Source organism: Bacillus sp. ISL-46 (assembly GCF_018613205.1).
Window position 1 is genome coordinate 13,626 of sequence record NZ_JAGGQR010000091.1, and the last position, 19,269, is coordinate 32,894.

Here is a 19,269-nt window from a genome sequence, read left to right on the forward strand (position 1 = left end):
AATTTGATTTCCACATTAAAGTACCCATTAATTATAGTTTAATACTATTTCTCGTACAAAGAACAAACGTTCGAGTGTAATATAAAATATGACGTAAGTTGGATGTTTACAGAAGAATAGATACGGCAACCCCATAATACATATGAGTCATAAACTTTTCTGCTAAACTCCTTCATGTGTTTTTTATGTAAAAAATGATTAAGAGCTGAAGATCCTTTCTTCAGCTCTTTTGCTGTCATGTCACTACCACACTGAAGGTTAACCATTCTAAATAGATTTCCCAGTTTTTCGGTTTTTTACATATTTTTTATGCCATTAGCCTTCTGGGGCAACTTGTATCTTATCCTTCCTTTTTTCCAGACAACAAAAAAATCCCCTCCAAGTCTAGAAATCTGTGATGATTCTTTAGACTGAGAAGGGATATTTTTCGCTAGTCATTCACTCTCACCTATTTTCTTTTCAACATTAATGCTCTTATTTTCTATTTTTTGTAAAATCTCCATTGAAATGTACGTAATGATAAATAACAACAATGCGGCGATCTCAAGATTTATATAATACATAATCCCACTGCCTAAAAATGATAATATTGTTTTTGTTTCTGAAGGGTTCGCTAAGAAGAAAAAATTCGTTCCAAGCTTTTGATTCAAGAAAAAAATAGGTACGGCGATTATGTTCACAGTTAAAAAGTTAAATAAAACCCCTTTCCTAGGAATCCTGTAACCTTCAAAATGGATAAAATACAATACGGACAATGGAATAGCTGAATGTTGAAGGAAATATCTTATGAATCGAAAATGAGGAAATTGGTTGACAATACCAGGAGTAATCATACTTAAAATAGGAGGTAGGGTACCGATAAAAAATAACAAATTAAACGCTTTTTGATTGTTTTTCAAGTATAAGAACAGTGCTAAAAAGGTACTAATTGAACAAAGCTGTAATGGAAGATCATCGACTTCCCATTTATTTGTTAATATTAACCACAAATGCTGTGATATCTCACAAACAAGCAAAATACCGAATAGTATCCATTTCATAATTGGTTGGTATGGTTTAAGTTTCTTTTTGTAATAAACTAAAGCGCAACATGTAATAAAGAAAAGAATTAACGTAACAATATGGGGAATAGAAAACAACGTGAAATTCCGCATTTCTGTAACAGAAAACATGATTTCATCACCTCTCACTGTGCATATAAGGCGGAGAGCTAAATCTAATTCTTTTCATATAAGCTGCTTATTGCCGCTACAGCTTTTTAACCTCGGTTTTACTTTATATCCATTTCCTTTATATATATTTTTAATTTCTTGTACTAATTCTCAAAATTCCTCATTACACTGAACGCAGCTAGTATTAAAATGTTGTAAACAATAATTCTCCCACGCAATTCACCTCTTAGGTTAAATACTATTGATTATTCACAGAAAAGGGTGTCCTAAAAACTACACCCTTTTAAAAACTAAACAATTTGTTAATGCGCTACAGGACTCTCTAAAAAATAAAACACTTCACTTATATTTTTAGTGGAGTGTTTTGTCTGTTTTATTTATTAAATGCTTTAAAATTCTTCGTATACTGCAGGATCTTGGTTGTTTATTCTGCCATAAGGGCGAGTTAATCCTGATATGATACTCATTTCTATTTCATCTAAGGAGAAGTCAAAAATAGATATATTTTCAAGCTGCCTTGCAGGAGATGATGATTTAGGAATAGCAATGGCCCCAAGTTGATAGTGCCAACGTAAAACAATTTGTGAAATAGACTTGTTATGATGATCGGCAATCTGTTGAATGGTATCATTTTGTAATACTTCATTTGCTCGAGCTATTGGGCTCCAGGATTCCGTTGTAATGTTATTTTCTTCATGCCATTTTCTTTGTGGTGCTTGATTGAATAATGGGTGTAATTCGATTTGGTTAAGGCTAGGTTTCACACCTGTTTCTTTTTCTAAACGCTCTATATGTTCAGGTAAGAAATTACAGACACCGATCGAACGAATAAGCCCCCATTTTTTAGCATCAATTAATGCTTCCCAAGCTTCCACGTATATGTCCTGTTTCGGATTTGGCCAATGAATGAGATATAAATCATAATAATCTAGATTTGCCCGAAATAACGATTCTTGAATGGTCGCAACCGCCCTGCCATAGGTTTGATAGCGACCTGGCAGTTTCGATGTAATCTTTAATTTTTCTCTTGCAACAGAACTGCGTCTAACAGCCTCACCAACCGTGCCTTCATTTTCATAATTATAAGCAGAATCTATTAGTCTATATCCCATATCAATTGCGCTTAAGATGGAATGAACACCATCATTCCCTCTTAGCTTATATGTACCCAAACCGATCACTGGCAAAGTTAGCCCATCATTAAGTGTAATTTCTGGAATTGATTTATCCATCACTAATCTCTCCTTTCCATAATAATTAAGCTTAGCATAATTTTGGTAACATTTCATGGAAAGACTTCATCGCCAGCGGTTGTTATTACCCTAAGTATCGATGGTATAGTGCCTTTGCTTCGGAAATATCCTTGGTTCCGTGGACTAACACCCTTCCGTCTTTAAAAATGACTAATCTGTGCGGATCCACTGAATAAGATAATAGATACGGATTTCGCTGTACTGTTCCCCCTTGATTTACCAATAATTTTTCTAATGCCACTAAGTCACGCAAGGCGGGAAGCGCAGGACGTATCTGAACAGAATCTCTTCCACAGAGGACAGCTGTCTTGGTTTGATTTTCAAAAGCTAAATAGGGGAAGGATCGTTCTTTCCCACAGGTTGGACAATCTTCTTTTTTCAATTTATCTACCTGGATCGTACTATGTTGATTTTTCCACAAGTCAAATGACACGAGTTTGTTCCGCAGCGAATCCGCATCCCCGATCAAAATCTTCAAGGCTTCACTTATTTGATACGCAACGACCATGTTCACAGCTGGACTTATAATTCCAGCTGTGTCACAGGTTAATCCGCCTAGCGGAACGGTTTCAAGTAAACAAGCAAGGCACGGTGTTTTTTCAGGAATAATCGTGTAGGATATTCCATAGCTTCCCACACATGCCCCGTAAATCCAAGGGATGCCCACCTTTTGTGCTACATCATTCATGATCATTCTTGTTTCGAAATTATCGGTTGCATCAATCATCAGATCCACATTTTGAGCCCAGTTAAGTAGCTCGGTGACGGAGGCCTCACCAATGATTGCTTCAATCAGCACCGAAGAGTTAATCGCTGTTAAGCGGTTTTTGGCTGCGATGACTTTGGGAATTCGGTTTTTGGCATCTTCTTCAGCATAGAGCTGCTGTCGCTGTAAATTCGACCATTCGACATAATCACGATCCACAATGGTTAGTTTCCCTACTCCAGCACGGACAAGTGCTTCGGCACTTCCTGAACCGAGTGCTCCCATTCCGATGATGAGTACATGTTTCGTGGAAATTAGCTGCTGCCCGTCTTTCCCAATCGGTGAAAATAGTTCTTGTCGTGAGTAGCGATTCACCCGATACTCATTCCTTCCTTGGGACTGCTGGCTATCGCATATCTCTTTTTCTCGATTCGACCGGCTTCAAAGCCTAATCGTCCAGCTTCGATCGCTAAACTCATGGCTAGGGCCATTTTGACAGGATCGTTTGCTGCTGACACAGCCGTATTTAATAACACCCCATCAGCTCCTAATTCCATCGCCAATGCTGCATCAGCTGGGGAGCCAATACCAGCATCCACAATCACAGGTACGACCGCTTGCTCGATAATAAAGCCTAGGTTAACAGGATTGATGATCCCTTGACCGGATCCAATGGGTGATGCCCCTGGCATGACCGCATGACAGCCCACTTCTTGGAGCTTTCGAGCTAAAACCACGTCATCGGATGTATAGGGGAGGACAATAAATCCTTCCTTCACTAATTCTTCCGTTGCTTTAAGGGTTTCAATCGGGTCAGGAAGCAAGGTGTGATCACAGCCAATCACTTCCACTTTAATCATATCGCATAGTCCTGAAGCTTTCGCTAGTTTTGCGATCCGGACCGCCTCTGCTGCTGTTTTTGCTCCAGCAGTATTAGGCAGAAGCTTATATTTTTGAGTGTCAAGCTGTTCTAAAAAATTCGGCTGGCTTGGTTCAAAGATATTCATTCGTCTCACCGCAAACGTGAGGATTTCTGCTTTCGACACTTCCACTGCTGCCTTTTGGATTTCAAAGCTTGGATACTTTCCGGTACCAAGTAACAAACGAGATTGAAAGGATAATGAACCTATTTTTAACATGTCAACCGCCTCCTACAAAATGGACTATTTCGATTCGATCTTTATCTGATAATCTAGTACTTTGGTGCTCTAACCTAGTTAATATTTCACCGTTTACTTCCACAACAACGACCTTATCATGGATGTCAAAATGTTTGAGAACATCTGAAACAAATACGACATGGTCTGGTAATTGGATCCACTCGCCATTTACTACTACCTTCATGGTATACCTCCTAACTAACCGTTTCTTTGTGCCGTTCTAGGTGAAAAGCAGAGAGTAGTTCCTGATCTAGTAAGCTACCTGACACTAGGTCCGCAACTAGTTCCCCTGTAATCGGGCTTAATAAAATTCCATTTCGAAAATGGCCTGCTGCCACGTACAACCCACGCCAGCTTGGATGTTCGCCCATATAAGGGATTCCATCGCCTGTCTGCGGTCTGACTCCAGCCCATACTCGCTCCCATGCTGCCTCCTTAATCTGTGGAACTAATTGAGTCGCTCTTTCTATCAATGTAGCAATCCCTTCAGGAGTTACCTTGGTATCAAAGGTATTTTCAATCACAGTCGCACCTATATAAATTTCCCCATTTTGTTTGGGTACTAAATAACAACGTTTGTCGGAGAAAATGGTCGAGTTAATGATCGGCTTTTCTGTTCTAATCGAAAAGCATTCTCCTTTAACTGGATACACAGGAATATCGATTCCTGATTCTTGCATTAATTTCGCCGCCCAAGCTCCCGTGGCAACAACCACCTGTTCACAATGGATGACACCGTTGCTGGTGTTTACCCCTTTAACCTGACCGTTTTCATAGACAAAAGACAGAACCTCCGTCTCTTCACATATTTTGGCACCAAAATGTTCCGCGGCTTTTGCAAAGGCTTGTGTTAACTTTGCTGGTTGTACATGACCATCATGAGGGAGATACATCCCTCCTGCTACACTTGGTGAAAGAGATGGTTCCAGCACACGTACTTCCATTGCATCGAGCCAGGTAATGGTTGGATCCCATTTTTTTTGGAAGGTGACCTGTTTTTTTACCTCGAGCGCTATTTCTTCTGTTTCGGCAATTTTCACCATGCCTTTATTCACATACTCAATATCAATTCCTGTATATTCAAATAACTCACTTGAGAGCGTTGAAAACATCGCTTGACTTTTTAAAGCCAGCTGGAATAAGGGACCGTCTTGTTCCAGCTCTGCTTGTGCTGCCAGCATTCCGGCAGCCGCACTGGACGCTTGGCAAGCCACTCGTCCCTTCTCAATCACGACGACTTTTCTTCCCCTTTTTGCAAGCTGATAGGCAATCGAGGACCCGATAATTCCTCCTCCGATAATGGCCACATCAAATGAATTTTCCACTTTGTTCATCTCCATATAATACATTTAGGTAAGCCTTAACTGCTGCTAATGGATCGGGAGCATCTAAAACTCCTGACATGACTGCGATTCCTTTTGATCCTGCTTGAAGTACCTGCCCCGTATTTTCAGGTGTGATCCCGCCAATCGCAATAACTGGGATGTCTAATTGGGAGAGCCTTGCTAATTCCTCTAGTCCTTTTGGGGTCTTACCCGGTTTTGATTGCGAAGGAAAGACATGGCCATATAGCACGTAATCAGCACCATTTTCTTTTGCTTTTTGTCCTTCCTCGTAGGAGTGGATGGAGTTCCCGAGCAAAAGCTGAGGAAAATTTTCTTTCACAATCGCTGCATCTAAACTATGGAAGGCTAATTGAACTCCTTTAGCCCTTGTAACGCAGGCAACATCGACTCGATCATTAATGATAATCTTTGATAGTGGGATGTTTTCGTTTGTTAACAAGTGGACGGCTTGGAAAAGTTCCTGTGCTGTTTTTTGTTTTTCCCGCAAATGAATCGCTGTTATATATGGATGAATTTCGCTTACAATTTCACGTAAACGTTCGATCGGCATTTTCCCATTGGAGATTATATGTAACTCTTTATCTTTTACACTAGTTGAAATACCCGTCCCCCCTTTTAAGCAGATTCCGAAGATCGAAGGCATAAAGTGAAAAACAAAAAACCACTTTCTTAAGGTAAGAAAGTGGTCGAAAATTCGAAATAAAACATACGTTCTTCAAATATCCCGTTTCCCACTTCCCTACGCTGGTATTACCCAGATCAGGTTCATAGAGTCCCGAAGTAGTACTTCAATCTCAGCCCTTTAAAAAGGCACCTCTAGCGGATTTGCGTCATTTATTTAATTGTCATGTAATGATTTCCCTGCATGGATAATGTTAACACTTCAGGTAGAAATGTCAAATGTTTTTCTTATTTATGGTAGAATAAACCCTATAGATGTTAACCAAATAACAATTATAGTTTACTTTTAAAATCAAAAGGGAGTAAACAAACTGGGGGAGAATAATGTATAAGCTTCGAGGACATCATCTTTTTTGCCTTCTAGGCTATCGGGGAATGGGCTATTCCCAAGAATACGTGGAAAATATGACGGTTTTGCATCAAACCTTGAGAAACAACCCAAAAACGTTGATTCTGCTTGTAAAGGGGCCAGATCAGTTGTGTGAAAAGTTCCCTAATTCAGGTGAATACCATTGCCAAGACGACCAGATCTATGAAAGAGATGCCGTTATTTTAGACAAAATGAACCTTAAAATCGGACAAATTCTTAGATGGGAGGATATTGAGTCCCGTATCCTAGAACATGTCATCCCCGCCGATATTCAAGTTGTCTGTGAAACTTGTTCTTGGCGTTCTTACGGGGTTTGCGAGGAAGGTATTCGAGAGATTCATGATGGGAAGGGCTTAAGAAAAATTCAATAAGCTTCATCTATTCAATGCCCACATGCCCACAGGGACGGTTCTTTTGGCCTTTTTTAATCTCTTTCCTTGTCCAAAAAAGCCAGTAGAACCGTCCCCATGGTCCTTCATGGTCCATGTCCTTACACTCCCCGCTTATTTCCCCAAAGAAGTGCATGCAATTGTGGTAATACTTTTACATCATTCAATTGAGGGTCAGCAACCACACAATTGACTAACCACTCATATTTCAACAGTAGTTTTTGAATCAATTCATTATTATTGAAATTCGTAATATCATCGTTCCCAACCTGGAGATAAAAAGGAATATCTGCGTAGCGGCTATGAACCATTTTCGCATACTCTAGATCCGCATCATCGAAGATTACTACTTTTAGACTCACTTGATGTTTAAAATCATTGTCGTTTAAATTTTTAAAAATAGAATCTAATATTTCAAAATTGGTTACCATGTTGGAGCTCGGCGGCTTAGGTGAAATGGTCAGTTCATTGACGTTTAAGAACCAGTCCTGCCATCTGCTTCCTTGTGTTTCAGTACCAATTTTGATGTCTTTTTCTTTTAATAAATCGATAAACACATCTAAGTTTTTCAACAGCGCCGGATTTCCCCCTGAGATCGTCACAAACGAGAAATTGTCCCCACCGACTCTTTTTAATTCATCCCAAATTTCTTCAGCGGTCATTTGCTGAATATCCTCTTTGGCACTGCCATCCCATGTAAAGGCAGAATCACACCAGCTGCATGAATAATCACAGCCGGCCGTCCGAACGAACATTGTCTTTTGACCAATGACCATTCCTTCTCCTTGGATGGTTGGGCCAAAAATTTCTAATACAGGAATCTTACTCATTCCTCCATCCACTCCCTTCTCGCTTCTGCGTAGCTTGTTGGAGTTTCAAACAGACGGACAAATTCCACTCTTGCTCCATGATATTGGTCCCTACGATCTTCTGTTGCTAAGGCTTCTTTCATTTTCTCATATATCCAGACAACCATGTTTTCGGCAGTTGTATTCATGGAGGGAAGGGTTTCGTTTAGGTATTGATGATCAAGATAGATTTCGATTTCATTTTTCCAAATTTCTTTAATATCGCCAAAGTCGATCATTAAGCCGCGTTCATCAACAAAACCACTTAATCCAAAAATAACTCTATACGTATGTCCGTGCAAATTCTTGCATTTCCCTTCATAGCAATGCAAGTGGTGTGAAGCATCAAAGGTAAATTCCTTGCTCACTAGTACACGCTTTGAATGATATTTTAATTGATGAGCTTGAATGTCCTCATTTATTTTTTGAAGTTTATCGACGATTCTGAAACCCATCGTTTAAAACCTCCCATTAAGAAAGTCATCAAGCCCTCTTTTTCTTAAGACGCAAGCTGGACACTCTCCACATCCATCAGCAATCACACCATTGTAGCAGGTTAATGTTTTTTCACGAACAAAATCCAATGCGCCTAATTCATCCGCCATGGCCCATGTTTCCGCTTTGTTTATCCACATTAAAGGTGTATGCATGACAAAATTATCGTCCATTGATAGATTCAAGGTAACATTTAGTGATTTGATAAAAATATCACGACAATCTGGGTACCCGCTGAAATCTGTTTCACAAACACCGGTGACTAAATGCTTGGCACCGACCTGACGTGCTAACACACCTGCGAAAGTCAGGAATAACAGGTTACGACCTGGCACAAATGTCGACGGAAGTTCCCCTTCACCGCCATCAGTAACTTCAATATTTGAACGTGTTAACGCATTAGGTGCTAGTTGATTTAGTAATGACATATCTAAAATATGGTGTTTTACGCCAAGTTCATTGGCTATATTTTTGGCACATTCAATTTCTAAACTATGCCTTTGATTGTAATCAAACGTAACTGCTTCTACTTCTTTAAATTGTTTTAATGCCCAATATAAACAAGTGGTGCTGTCTTGTCCACCACTAAACACAACAATTGCCTTTTCATTTTTCAACATGTATATCAATTACTTCCTTTCAAATAGAAAAAAACAGTACCCCAAGATAGAAGTACTGCTTCATCTTAGTTTTTTTAATGTGGGGGGCTAGAACCACTTTCGCAAAATGCGAACTATATAATTTTAAATGACTAAATGATTATAAACCATTTTTTCAATTTTTTCACCTATTTGCCGACATTTTTCGAGTCTAGGCCTTTTCAGAATGATCGGAGTCCTCACTATTATACCTCTCTCGGATTCTTGTTTTCTTTAGTAAGCCTAATCTTATGTTGATTTTTAGATGGAGAGTTTGCTATGAATACGCCAGCTAAAATGAGCAAAGCACCAAAATACCCTTGTCGCCCCATATTTTCATGTAGGAAGATGAATGCAAATATGGCTGAAAAAATCGGTTCGAGCGAAAAAAGAAAACCAGTGCTTTCCGGTGTCGTGTACTTTTGTGCAATTGGCTGCATGACAAAGCCATAAGCAGAGCAGATGAGCGCTAGACCAAGTATAGCAAACCAATTCATCGCTTCATGCGGTAAAACAGGTGTTTCAAATATAAAGATTCCAATTGTTGCATATAAGCTAACAAATCCGAGTTGATATATCCCGAGTTGTAAGGCACCAACCTCTCGTGCAAACTGGTTTGTTACTATGATGTGTACTGTATAAAGGAAGGCAGCAACCAAACAATATAGCGAGCTAAACGCTAAAGTAAAATCATCCCCAATTGTGAGTAGAACTAAGCCAATTGAAACAATCGGAACTCCTAATATTATTTTTTTACTAGGCAATTTTCTTGTGATGAATATCTGCAAAATCGGAACTAAGATAACTGTTGTACTAGTCAAAAAACCAGCTGAAGAAGCAGTAGTATTTTTCATACCATACAAAAGAGCGATGAAAATACCACATAGCAGTGCACCAACAATCGCACTGTATTTCAATGTTTTAGCATCTACATGAATTATTTTTTTGTAGAATATCGCCATCATAACGATAAATGCAATTCCAAATCTTAATGCTACAATTGTTAATGGAGAGATCGTATCCACACAGAGTTTCATAAAAATATAAGATGTTCCCCACCCCATAGAGACAGTAGCTAAAATCAAGTTTGCTTGTTTTTGTGTCATAACAGAAAGTCCTAACCTTTCTTGTATTTAACTTAAGATTGGCTATATCGTATCATCTGCATTTACATTAGTAAAACGAATATTTATAATGGAACTATTAGAAATTCTAATGCAAAGGAGCTAGTGAGGTTGAATTCTTATTATGCTTTTATCAAAGCAATAGAAACAGGCAGTTTTACCAAAGCAGCTGAAGAACTTGGCTATACTCAATCAGCCATTAGCCAAATGGTGCATTCATTAGAGGAAGAACTTTCTACCACTCTTATTTTACGCTCTCGAATGGTATTTCACTGACACCTGATGGTGAGGAATTTTTGCCATATATTAGGAACATTTATAATTCACATAGGGAACTGATAGAAAAGCATAAAGAGATGGAAGGGCTACAAAGTGGACTTATTCGAATTGGCACATTTTCTAGTGTTTCATGTCATTGGCTTCCAGTATTAATGAAAGATTTTAAGGAACAGTACCCAGCTGTTCATTTCGAATTACATCAAGGTGATTATACGGATATCTCGAATTGGATTAAAGAAGGGAGCGTAGATTTTGGCTTTGTTAACCCAAAAGCTGTATCAAATCTAACTACCATTCCCTTGCAAGAAGATGACATGCTTGCTGTATTGCCAACAAATCATCCTTTAGCTTCTCACGACCAAGTCACATTGAAAGAATTAACGGACGGACCTTATATACTTTTAGATGAGGGAGAAATTAGTGAACCATTAACTATTTTTAAACAAAACAACTTTGAACCTAATATTCAATACCGAGTACATGATGATTATGCGATTATGTCCATGATTGAACAGGGACTTGGCATATCTATTTTACCGAAACTAGTCTTAAGTAGATGTGCGTATAATATTGTAACGAAAGCAATCTCTCCATCTGTTATTCGTACAATTAGTCTGGCGTACAAGGACAAAAGGGTATTGCCAATAGCAAGTAGATATTTTATTGATTTTATCATTGAAAGGTATAAGTAATCCTTTATGAAGTTTAATTAAACTAGATATACAATTACCTTGAGATATTAGTCAAGATTGTTCTTCAATACCAAGAGCATCTAGTAAAGATTGCGGATGTAATAATAGATGCCCTTGCTAAAGAAATTGAAGAATATAAGATTCTCCAATCGATCCCTGGAATCAGAGAAAAAATCGCTGCAACAATTAGTCAACCGGCATCTACCAGCAGCGTGGTAGTCACCTGGCAGTGGAGTTCCTCTTGGTAAGAAAGGGTTCAATGGTTACTTCTTTTGCAACTTCTGGTGCTTCTTGTTCATTTTTTGCGTTAATAATTAAATCAAGTGCCACAGTTCCGAGTTTTTCGTAATCATGGTTAATGGAGGTAAGGCTCGGCGTCAATATATCAGCGACAAACGAATCATCATAGCCCACAAAGGCAAATTTCTTGGGGTCGATACTTTGATGATTGCACGCAACTAAAGCTCCGGAAGCAATCATATCATTCATACAAATAATTGCCGTTGGTAGCTCCTTGTTTTCCAGCAGCATTTTCATCGCCTTTTGTCCGCTTTCTACTGAAAAACCGCTGTATATATGCCATTCAGGACGATAAACCAGACCCTTCTCCATCAGGTGCTGCCTGAACCCCTCTACTTTTATATCAGTGGAAGTGATCCCCTGCTTTCCTCCCAGCATGCCAATGTTTTTGTGGCCCATTTGGACTAAATGCTCGACAATCATCTTCATACCCAACCGCTCATCGGATCTCACTTTATAACAATCGACGCCCGCCATCTCTCCATTGACCATCAAAACAGGAATCTTTTTCATAACCTCCAGCACCTCAGCGGCCTCTTCTGCAACCGTTAATGATTTGTTAATGCGGCCGCCCATCATGATGATCCCTTCGACCTGGCGTTCCGAGAGAACCTTTAGGTAAACTGACTCCATCTCGCTATCATTCAAGGAATTGCATAAGAAAATCGTATATCCCTTTTTTTGAGCGTATTTCTCCAATTCCATGCAGAAGCTTGAAAAGAATGGATTCGTGATGTCTGGCAAAATCAGCCCGATCATCTTTGTTTCTTTTTTTGATAAACTTCTTGCAATACTGTTTGGCTGAAAATTATATTCCTGTATTTTCGCCAGCACCTTCTCTTTTGTTTTTTTGCTGACTGGATAATTGCCATTTAGGACCCGCGATACAGTTGCCGGAGATACATTTGTGGCTTCGGCAATATCATAGATGGTAAACGTTTTTTTGTCCAACTGAAGCCCCCCTTCTTAGAGATATAAACAAAAATATAGAAATCGGTTTTATCTTAAGTATCTTTCTTCCAATTGTAATCTATTTTAATAGAAAAATGGTAGTCGATAGGGTGAACGTGAAGGCGGGGGGAAAAAACGGCAATAAAAAGTCATAGTTGTGGACTACAGCATCCTCAACTATGACTAATTGGATTATCTAAATTTAACCATATAGGTTTCAGTCCGGAGCCCATCCTCCGATTTTACTGTGATCACAGCAGCGTCCTCTTCTTCAGATACCTGATAAGAGGCAAATAAGTCATTGGTTAATGCAGTAACAACAGGAGAATTCGATGCTTTTTCCTTCACATCATAAGTAAATTGGTCAGGTTGGAAATCCTTTAGCGGCTTCCCATCGATTAAGATGCTCTCAAGCGTTGCATCATCGCCAATGCTTGGTTCAGCCTTCGTGACATCTCCTTTTCCAAATACCTCAATTTCCGAAATCGCAATGCATGTATTCGGCATCGCTTTCATCACCACTCGGACCTTCGATGTGGTCACTGGTGCAAAATTCACCGTTAAGTCCTTTTTCGCATTCACATCTAATTGGGTACCGTCAATGGCCTTCCATTCGGTACCATCCAAGTACTCAAGCTGTAGGGATGCTGGTGGTCTCGTTCCACCCCCATCATCATAAAAATGGAAATCGAGTTTAGATATCGTATTTTCACTCCCAAAATCAATTGCTACCCAATCTTCTGACCTCCAGCTGTTTGGATCCCAATTCGTCCAGCGAATGGAAGAGATATCACCATCGTTAACATTTGCGGCTTTATCATACTGTCCTGTAAAGGAAGCGGTTGCCTTTGGAAACTCCTGTCCAGAGCCTGGAAGGTTTAAGGCAATGTTCTGCAATGCCGGTTTGGTGACTTGCACATTGGCAGTTACTTTAACCGGACTATACGGAATCGAGCCTTTTACGGTAAATTTGGCAAACGTTTCATACTTGCTTGGGTCAATCGTTTCCCAATTCACACGTACGTTTCCTTCTGTACCGATTTCAAGTTTAGCAAGAACAAATTCAGGCAGTTCCGGCGCTTTACCTGGAACAGTTTTCACTTTAATCGGTTCCACACCTTCGACCTTGCTAACGGTTACATTGGCGACTGCTGGAATCTCCGTACCTTCTACCGTACCTCTCACTGTAAAAGTGGTTTCCCTGTCATATTGTTCAGGGTCAATCGGCTCCCACTTGACGGCTTTTTGCACTCTTTCCACGTCACCGTAAATCGTGGTAACCTCCTGCGGCATATCTGGTGCGATTTTTTTCTTAGTGACGACTACATTGGCAGGCTCAATTTCCACAATTCCTGCCTTATTGATGATCCAACTTTGATTCTTTCCAGCATTCGATTGCCAGACATCGACAGTTGCATTTTCTTTTGTTGACTCGCCGCCAACTTCAAGAAGCTGACCGTTTGCTGCGTTAATGAATGTGTATTGTTGATTACCGGAGGTAGAAAGCATCCATTTTTGGCTATCAGTATTTTGATCGCTTTGTTCCACTGCTACCCCATTTTCTACACCAATTACTTTACTGCTGTTGGTGTCGACGATTTTATACAATTCTCTTGAGCTGTACCCATCGGACACTTTTTGAATGCTCCACTGCTGGGCCGCTTTATCGCGGTCATAGGTTTTTTGAACAATCTTTCCATCCTGAGTGATATCCAGGACCTTTCCACTATTTAGATTGCTTATTTTGTATTTATCATGATTATTTACGAAACTAGCTTCGTTGTTGACTCCAGAAACACCGGATACCACGAATGTTGTTATCGATTGTGCTGGAACCACCGCTGCTAATTTTTCATCCTTTACCTTGATGTCTTCTTTTTTCTGCAAATTATCGGTGGCCGATGTTACATATGGCGTTGCCGATGCTGTACCATTTATCGTTTCAAATCCAGATAAGTCAAAGTCGACTACTTTTTGTTCCGCAGATGAATTGGTATAAACGACGACAACGGAGTCATCTTTCGTATCAATGGCGGCCAAAGTATTTTGGTTGTTTGTGTTGATAAACTGGTCGCCAGGGCGGATAAATTTACTGTAGTTGCCCACAGCGTAGTATTTTTTATTTTTGTATATTTTAAAATTGCTGAAATCCTTTGCAGCAAAATCAACCTGAATCAGACCCCAGTTGCCATTTTCATGCTCAGGCCTCATGTTTACCTCATCTTCCACTGCTTGCCAAAGCACCCATGCTTCCGGCTCGAGCTGCTGGATATCCGCCTGGATTCTTTCCGATATAGCAAGCCCTGGCTTGATGTCCTCATGATTCTGGCCGCCGACACTTAGGTCAACCTCCGACATCCATAGTTTTTTCCCCGCACCCTTGGCAATATCTCTGGCACCATTTCTTTCTCCCGTTCCGTACGTATGTACATTCAACTGTTCAATATTATTTCGGGTTTCCGTATTGTAGGCATCCCAATTGGATCGGAATTTTGATGGATTGGTTTCGTCCATTGCCGAGACAACGGTATTCATACCTTTATCGGTTAATTGTGTTTTCACCTCATTAATCATTTTCGCTTGTGATGCCGGTGCCCAGTGTGATCCTTCCTGTCTGCCCTTGACTCCCCAATAGTTAGTATTGGGTTCATTTACCGGTGAAAGCGTTTTAAATTGAATGCCTGTTTCTTGCTGTAAATGGTCCACAACTCCTGTTAAATAGCTGGCAAAATTCGTGTATTGATCAGGCTTCAGGTTATCCTTATTTGAATCCCAGTTTCCAGATACGTATCCACTTTGAGTCATAAAGTATGGTGCCGAGTTCGAAAAGGCCTCAAACGTATCTGCTCCTCTAGACTTAGCTGCCGTCAGCCACCAGCGTTGATTGGCATCAGCGTTCCAATTCCAATGGTCAGGATTTTTTGGGTCCCACCAATTTGTCGGCTCTGTCCAGCCTTCTGTGTTTCCATTTGGCGGACCAAATTCGGCTGGCCGATTCCAATAACCTGGGACTGCTCCGCCAAGACGCATGTATGGAGTGGTTTCTGGTGAATCACCACCGCCTATATTATAACGAGCAATATTAAAATTAAGTCCATCCTTGCCATAAAGGGCATCAGCTACTTGGTTTTTGATTTCATCCGGCCAGCCGCCCGTAATATTGGCAAACCATACAAGGGCTGTTCCCCAACCATCAAATGGTGCCTGTTGGTAGCTTGGGTCTAATTTCACCGTTTCTGTTACTGTGTTCGATTGAGTTTCTTCGGCGGCAATTGCTACAGGTGCCGCAGGTGCGAGCAAACTTAGGGTAAGGGCCGTGGCCGAACCGCATGTTATAATCTTTTTAGCCATTTGTTTAAAATTAGCTTTTACCATTTTTGCATCCTCCCTTTTACTATTTTTCTAGATTCAAATAGTTTAAGTTTTTAATCACCTCCCAAAAGATATTATAGAAACCGGTTTCTATTCGGTCTAGATTAAAAGAAATGGAGTCTGTTTATTCTGAATACTTATATAACTTTCTTAAGTATAAATATAAATCATAAATGGATGCTGTCAATATGAAAGGAAATTTTCGGTTCATTGTTCCTATACAAAATAGGACTTTAGGGACTCCGAAGACTTTTGCTTCTCATATAAAAAAGAAACAGAAGAACTCTCCCCTGTTTCTTAAAACGATATTTTTCTTTCTCCAATCTCTTTAAGGCCAGCACGGATAAGCAGGAAGACAACTACCCATGAAGCTAGCATTAGAAAAATCTGTCCGAAGGGAAACATTCCTGTTATAGGAGTGTCCCATAATGCATGCATCAAAACCACTAAGATAAAGACGCGTAAAAACTTAAAGCGGAATAGCATGTTAAGATTAAATGGATGGTCCCCTTGTACTCTACAGAATGCTGCACCAGTCAGTGCTGCCCAGGCAATATGCCCGCCGGGTGCAAAGATCCCTCTCCAAAGGATCGTGTTGTAGAGATTGGTACCATCCCCAGAAAGCAGTGCCCTTAGAGCATATCCAGCTGTTTCAAACGCTGCAAAACCGGCTCCAACTGCAGCACCAATGAGAAGGCCGTTTAGAATATATCTATATTTTCGGTATCGAACAAACGTAATGACCGTTATCGCTTTGGCAAGTTCCTCAGCAATTCCAATCGTAATCGGATTGATATTGTTTTTCAGAATATCGAAAAATACGAGTGCGACTAACATGGAGAGAATCCCACCGATCATCACGACGTATATCACTCGATAAAAGGCAATATTTTGCGGAGCATTCATCTCCCAGAAAAAAATTAACGTTGTAAACGGAACAGCAAAAGCACCAACAATAATGAGTCCGGGTATAAAGTTCACATTTCTAAAATAGCTCACACCTATATAAAATCCTACGAATGCAAGAAGCGAAATGATGAACACCCTAGCAAAAAGCCATGGTTTTGGCCAGGTGTCTTTCACTTCCGAAATTTTTGGTGTCGTAAGCGCAGTTCCTACGATAAACAGCCGGTCCGCTTCCAGTTCACTATGATTACGGAAAACACGCGAAAATATGTTTTGAAATTTTGGTTCAATCGATCGTTGGAATCTTGGAACCATATCAACGTAATGGGCAAACTCATAAAAAAAGCTATTTTCATTCTCTTGTGTGTTATTTTTAAAAAACTTTTCTCCGCAGCTTAAGCAGAACTTCACACCATCTGGATTGGTATAAACACATTGCGGGCATTTCAAAAAACTTCACCCCTCTTGGTTAGCAAAAACATCCTCAAATAGAGGATGCCCAATAATAGGTAAATTATTTAAATACACGTTCTATCCACAAAAATCCGCTGACCTGCCAAGGCAAGTCACCAGTCACCAGTTACCATGCATTTAGAGAATATCCTTTTTCAGCGAGCTTTTAATCAGCTTCATTTCTCCTTTTTTAGGGATGAATTCACTGATGTTTTCATATTTTTCTTCCCTTTTTAAATGGTTTAGGTCCTGGGCCATATATTCCTTAAAGGAGCAGCAAAAGAGTTTACGGGCAACTCTTCCTTTATCACCAATGAGGTTGAACCAATTTTGCCCAACATAAAATGGATTTGTTACTTTTTTATCAATGAGGTCATTAATACGATCCTTTTCTTCCCCTGGATTAAATTTTGTTTTAGAAGAAAGGGCCAAGATAAAATAGTTTTTATACTTATCAAATTCTAGTAATTGAAGATGGTACTTCTTCCGCTCCGTTTGATTGAAATCCCTCAGAACTATTTTGATACTTTTTTCAACATCAATTTCAAATTTACTTGCATCTTTCCAAGTCGATAACCGGGAATCAAAAATGGACAGTGTTAGTATATAATAGGCTTCAAAATTTTTGGGATCAAATACTTCATTTCCAACTTGCTTTTCATCTTCCGGTACAACAATATAGTTTTTATAATCAGCAAAGAAATTTTCAATCATATCGTATACCCTCTTTCATACCTTGATAGAATTGATGAATAATTCAAAATTATATATAATATATTCCTTTATTAAAATCAAAAATCCTGCTAATTCTTCCAAAATTCCTCACCTTTTATGGTTTTTAATTATATAGTCCCATATAGAATGAATAATTTGTCGTGTATTCGAAAATGCAGCCTCAATGATATCGAATTTTTCTTAAGATTTTCGTCATAAAAAAATGGCTCAGTATAGTGAATACTAAGCCATTTTTTATTTTATTGTTTTAAAGCCTATACATTATGTATGGAGCTCTCATTCTCAGTTAGAGTAGTTACACTACAAACTAGGCTAACACCTTACATATTTGCGTTTGAAACCAAGTTTCCCTCGATCTATTTCCTTTTGAATATTTTCGGAAGCAAGCAGAATACTGCTTTTTTTCTTGTCCCGCTTGATTTCTACTGGGCCTACTGCCTTTGCAGTTTCAACCGCCTTATCATGGAGCGGCAAATAGGAAATTCCGACTGTGTAGATAAAATTATTCATAGCGGATTTTGTTCGTTCAGGAGAATCGTGAATCATATTTCCCACCTGATCAAGCATACTGGCAATCTTGCTGGCGCTAAATTCACTATCCGGTCGATTACCCAAAAGCCAGCAGTAACAGCTCCAGCCTGCCGACATTCTAAGTTCTTCACCACTTGCGATCCATTTATCGGCAACATCTTGCGCAATATCAGTTTCAGCCAACGTTACAGCAACCACATAATCGGAAAGCATATAAAAATACGCCCCATCCATCCAACGCTCAAAATCAGCCTCAGTCATTACCATTGGGTCCGCAATGATGCCGGCAAAATACATGGCATCGTAGTTCCCGGTGGCGTAAAGCTGATCGGCTAAAGGCTGATTTTTCTTAATTTTCTTTGCGAGTGGCTTCATGGCACCTGTAGCCACGCCAAAAACCGGCTCGTGAGCACCATTGCTTATGTAAGTCTTTTTCATTCGTTCCTTGCCAAGCGCTTCGAGTTCCTGCATAACTATTTCGAAATCCATCGTTTTGCACTTCCTTCCTTTTCATCCATCAAAATGAACTATCCTACTTTTTATCCTTTTGATCATGCAATTCAACTACACCCATTTTTATAAATTTTACTACGAATTAAGTGAAGTGAATAGCGTTATTAGTAAATGCAGCTCTATCTTACTATGGTGCAGCATTAGGTTCCAGTCTAAGATCGGATATAATTTTAAACTACAAAAGTGTATTTAACCATTCAACTCAAGCTGGTGCACTTTGTTTCAAAATTTTGGTTAAACATAGATGGTTAGAAAAACAACCGGAGGCAGTTGACAGAAAATCTCTGTCGCAAGGTTAAAAAAATGAGCAAAAACAGCCAGTTAGATAAACTGGCTGTTTCAGATTGTAGACAAA

General features: G+C 39.6%; 20 protein-coding genes, 1 pseudogene and 1 riboswitch. Of the genes and pseudogenes, 5 read left to right on the top strand and 16 right to left on the bottom strand.

Features of this window, described 5'->3' with window-relative positions:
* Positions 1-434 precede the first annotated feature (434 nt).
* The 7 genes from J7E67_RS28900 to J7E67_RS28930 all read right to left on the bottom strand — a co-directional run bounded on the left by J7E67_RS28900 (position 435) and on the right by J7E67_RS28930 (position 6,280).
* Positions 435-1,172 carry a YwaF family protein gene (locus J7E67_RS28900; protein ID WP_214733332.1) on the bottom strand — a complete coding sequence of 246 codons (738 nt, stop codon included), beginning with the start codon at positions 1,170-1,172 and terminating at the stop codon, positions 435-437.
* A gap of 389 nt (positions 1,173-1,561) precedes the next feature.
* The gene (locus tag J7E67_RS28905) at positions 1,562-2,404 is read right to left on the bottom strand and encodes an aldo/keto reductase (protein WP_214733333.1); all 843 of its coding nucleotides are present in this window, start codon (positions 2,402-2,404) and stop codon (positions 1,562-1,564) included.
* Between the two features lie 85 nt (positions 2,405-2,489).
* Positions 2,490-3,506: a thiazole biosynthesis adenylyltransferase ThiF gene (locus J7E67_RS28910; protein WP_214733334.1), complete on the bottom strand. Its 1,017-nt coding sequence runs from the start codon at positions 3,504-3,506 to the stop codon at positions 2,490-2,492.
* Positions 3,503-4,270, bottom strand: coding sequence for a thiazole synthase (locus J7E67_RS28915; RefSeq protein ID WP_214733335.1), 768 nt, complete (start codon positions 4,268-4,270; stop codon positions 3,503-3,505). Before J7E67_RS28915 ends, J7E67_RS28910 begins: the two co-directional genes overlap by 4 nt.
* A 1-nt stretch (position 4,271) precedes the next feature.
* Complete coding sequence (gene thiS / locus J7E67_RS28920) at positions 4,272-4,475, bottom strand: sulfur carrier protein ThiS (protein ID WP_214733336.1); 204 nt, start codon at positions 4,473-4,475, stop codon at positions 4,272-4,274.
* A 10-nt stretch (positions 4,476-4,485) separates the two neighbouring features.
* Positions 4,486-5,625 carry a glycine oxidase ThiO gene (thiO, locus tag J7E67_RS28925; RefSeq protein WP_251027079.1) on the bottom strand — a complete coding sequence of 380 codons (1,140 nt, stop codon included), beginning with the start codon at positions 5,623-5,625 and terminating at the stop codon, positions 4,486-4,488.
* A complete protein-coding gene (locus J7E67_RS28930; protein WP_214715055.1) occupies positions 5,600-6,280 on the bottom strand; it encodes a thiamine phosphate synthase in 681 nt (226 codons plus the stop codon). The genes thiO and J7E67_RS28930 overlap by 26 nt, the downstream gene beginning before the upstream one ends.
* Positions 6,281-6,356: 76 nt before the next feature.
* A riboswitch (TPP riboswitch) is annotated at positions 6,357-6,465 on the bottom strand.
* Between the two features lie 177 nt (positions 6,466-6,642).
* Between J7E67_RS28930 and J7E67_RS28935 the strand changes: the two genes are divergently transcribed.
* Positions 6,643-7,059 carry a DUF1284 domain-containing protein gene (locus J7E67_RS28935; RefSeq protein WP_214715053.1) on the top strand — a complete coding sequence of 139 codons (417 nt, stop codon included), beginning with the start codon at positions 6,643-6,645 and terminating at the stop codon, positions 7,057-7,059.
* A gap of 119 nt (positions 7,060-7,178) precedes the next feature.
* On the opposite strand, the gene queE is transcribed toward J7E67_RS28935, so the two are convergent.
* From queE to J7E67_RS28955, 4 genes are all read right to left on the bottom strand, one after another.
* The gene (gene queE / locus J7E67_RS28940) at positions 7,179-7,907 is read right to left on the bottom strand and encodes a 7-carboxy-7-deazaguanine synthase QueE (protein ID WP_214733338.1); all 729 of its coding nucleotides are present in this window, start codon (positions 7,905-7,907) and stop codon (positions 7,179-7,181) included.
* Complete coding sequence (gene queD / locus J7E67_RS28945; protein ID WP_214733339.1) at positions 7,904-8,380, bottom strand: 6-carboxytetrahydropterin synthase QueD; 477 nt, start codon at positions 8,378-8,380, stop codon at positions 7,904-7,906. Before queD ends, queE begins: the two co-directional genes overlap by 4 nt.
* A gap of 3 nt (positions 8,381-8,383) precedes the next feature.
* Positions 8,384-9,037 carry a 7-cyano-7-deazaguanine synthase QueC gene (gene queC, locus J7E67_RS28950; RefSeq protein ID WP_214733346.1) on the bottom strand — a complete coding sequence of 218 codons (654 nt, stop codon included), beginning with the start codon at positions 9,035-9,037 and terminating at the stop codon, positions 8,384-8,386.
* 227 nt (positions 9,038-9,264) lie between these two features.
* A complete protein-coding gene (locus tag J7E67_RS28955; protein WP_214733340.1) occupies positions 9,265-10,164 on the bottom strand; it encodes a DMT family transporter in 900 nt (299 codons plus the stop codon).
* 129 nt (positions 10,165-10,293) lie between these two features.
* Between J7E67_RS28955 and J7E67_RS31705 the strand changes: the two genes are divergently transcribed.
* The 3 genes and pseudogenes from J7E67_RS31705 to J7E67_RS28965 all read left to right on the top strand — a co-directional run.
* Positions 10,294-10,458, top strand: a complete 165-nt coding sequence (locus J7E67_RS31705; protein WP_251027077.1) for a LysR family transcriptional regulator — start codon at positions 10,294-10,296, stop codon at positions 10,456-10,458.
* A 20-nt stretch (positions 10,459-10,478) separates the two neighbouring features.
* A complete protein-coding gene (locus J7E67_RS28960; protein WP_251027078.1) occupies positions 10,479-11,153 on the top strand; it encodes a LysR family transcriptional regulator substrate-binding protein in 675 nt (224 codons plus the stop codon).
* Positions 11,154-11,212: 59 nt separating this feature from the next.
* Positions 11,213-11,341, top strand: a pseudogene (locus J7E67_RS28965) (IS110 family transposase); the annotation flags it as partial.
* A 31-nt stretch (positions 11,342-11,372) separates the two neighbouring features.
* On the opposite strand, the gene J7E67_RS28970 reads toward J7E67_RS28965, so the two are convergent.
* The 5 genes from J7E67_RS28970 to J7E67_RS28990 all read right to left on the bottom strand — a co-directional run bounded on the left by J7E67_RS28970 (position 11,373) and on the right by J7E67_RS28990 (position 18,890).
* On the bottom strand, positions 11,373-12,404 hold the full coding sequence (locus tag J7E67_RS28970) for a LacI family DNA-binding transcriptional regulator (protein ID WP_214733341.1): 1,032 nt from the start codon (positions 12,402-12,404) through the stop codon (positions 11,373-11,375).
* Between the two features lie 192 nt (positions 12,405-12,596).
* The gene (locus tag J7E67_RS28975; RefSeq protein WP_214733342.1) at positions 12,597-15,779 is read right to left on the bottom strand and encodes a glycoside hydrolase; all 3,183 of its coding nucleotides are present in this window, start codon (positions 15,777-15,779) and stop codon (positions 12,597-12,599) included.
* Positions 15,780-16,073: 294 nt separating this feature from the next.
* Positions 16,074-17,132 carry a PrsW family intramembrane metalloprotease gene (locus J7E67_RS28980; RefSeq protein WP_214733343.1) on the bottom strand — a complete coding sequence of 353 codons (1,059 nt, stop codon included), beginning with the start codon at positions 17,130-17,132 and terminating at the stop codon, positions 16,074-16,076.
* Between the two features lie 141 nt (positions 17,133-17,273).
* Positions 17,274-17,849 carry a hypothetical protein gene (locus J7E67_RS28985; protein WP_214715046.1) on the bottom strand — a complete coding sequence of 192 codons (576 nt, stop codon included), beginning with the start codon at positions 17,847-17,849 and terminating at the stop codon, positions 17,274-17,276.
* Between the two features lie 333 nt (positions 17,850-18,182).
* On the bottom strand, positions 18,183-18,890 hold the full coding sequence (locus J7E67_RS28990) for a DNA alkylation repair protein (protein ID WP_214733344.1): 708 nt from the start codon (positions 18,888-18,890) through the stop codon (positions 18,183-18,185).
* 119 nt (positions 18,891-19,009) lie between these two features.
* Between J7E67_RS28990 and J7E67_RS28995 the strand changes: the two genes are divergently transcribed.
* A complete protein-coding gene (locus J7E67_RS28995; protein ID WP_214715091.1) occupies positions 19,010-19,213 on the top strand; it encodes a DUF3231 family protein in 204 nt (67 codons plus the stop codon).
* The last annotated feature ends 56 nt before the right edge of the window (positions 19,214-19,269 follow it).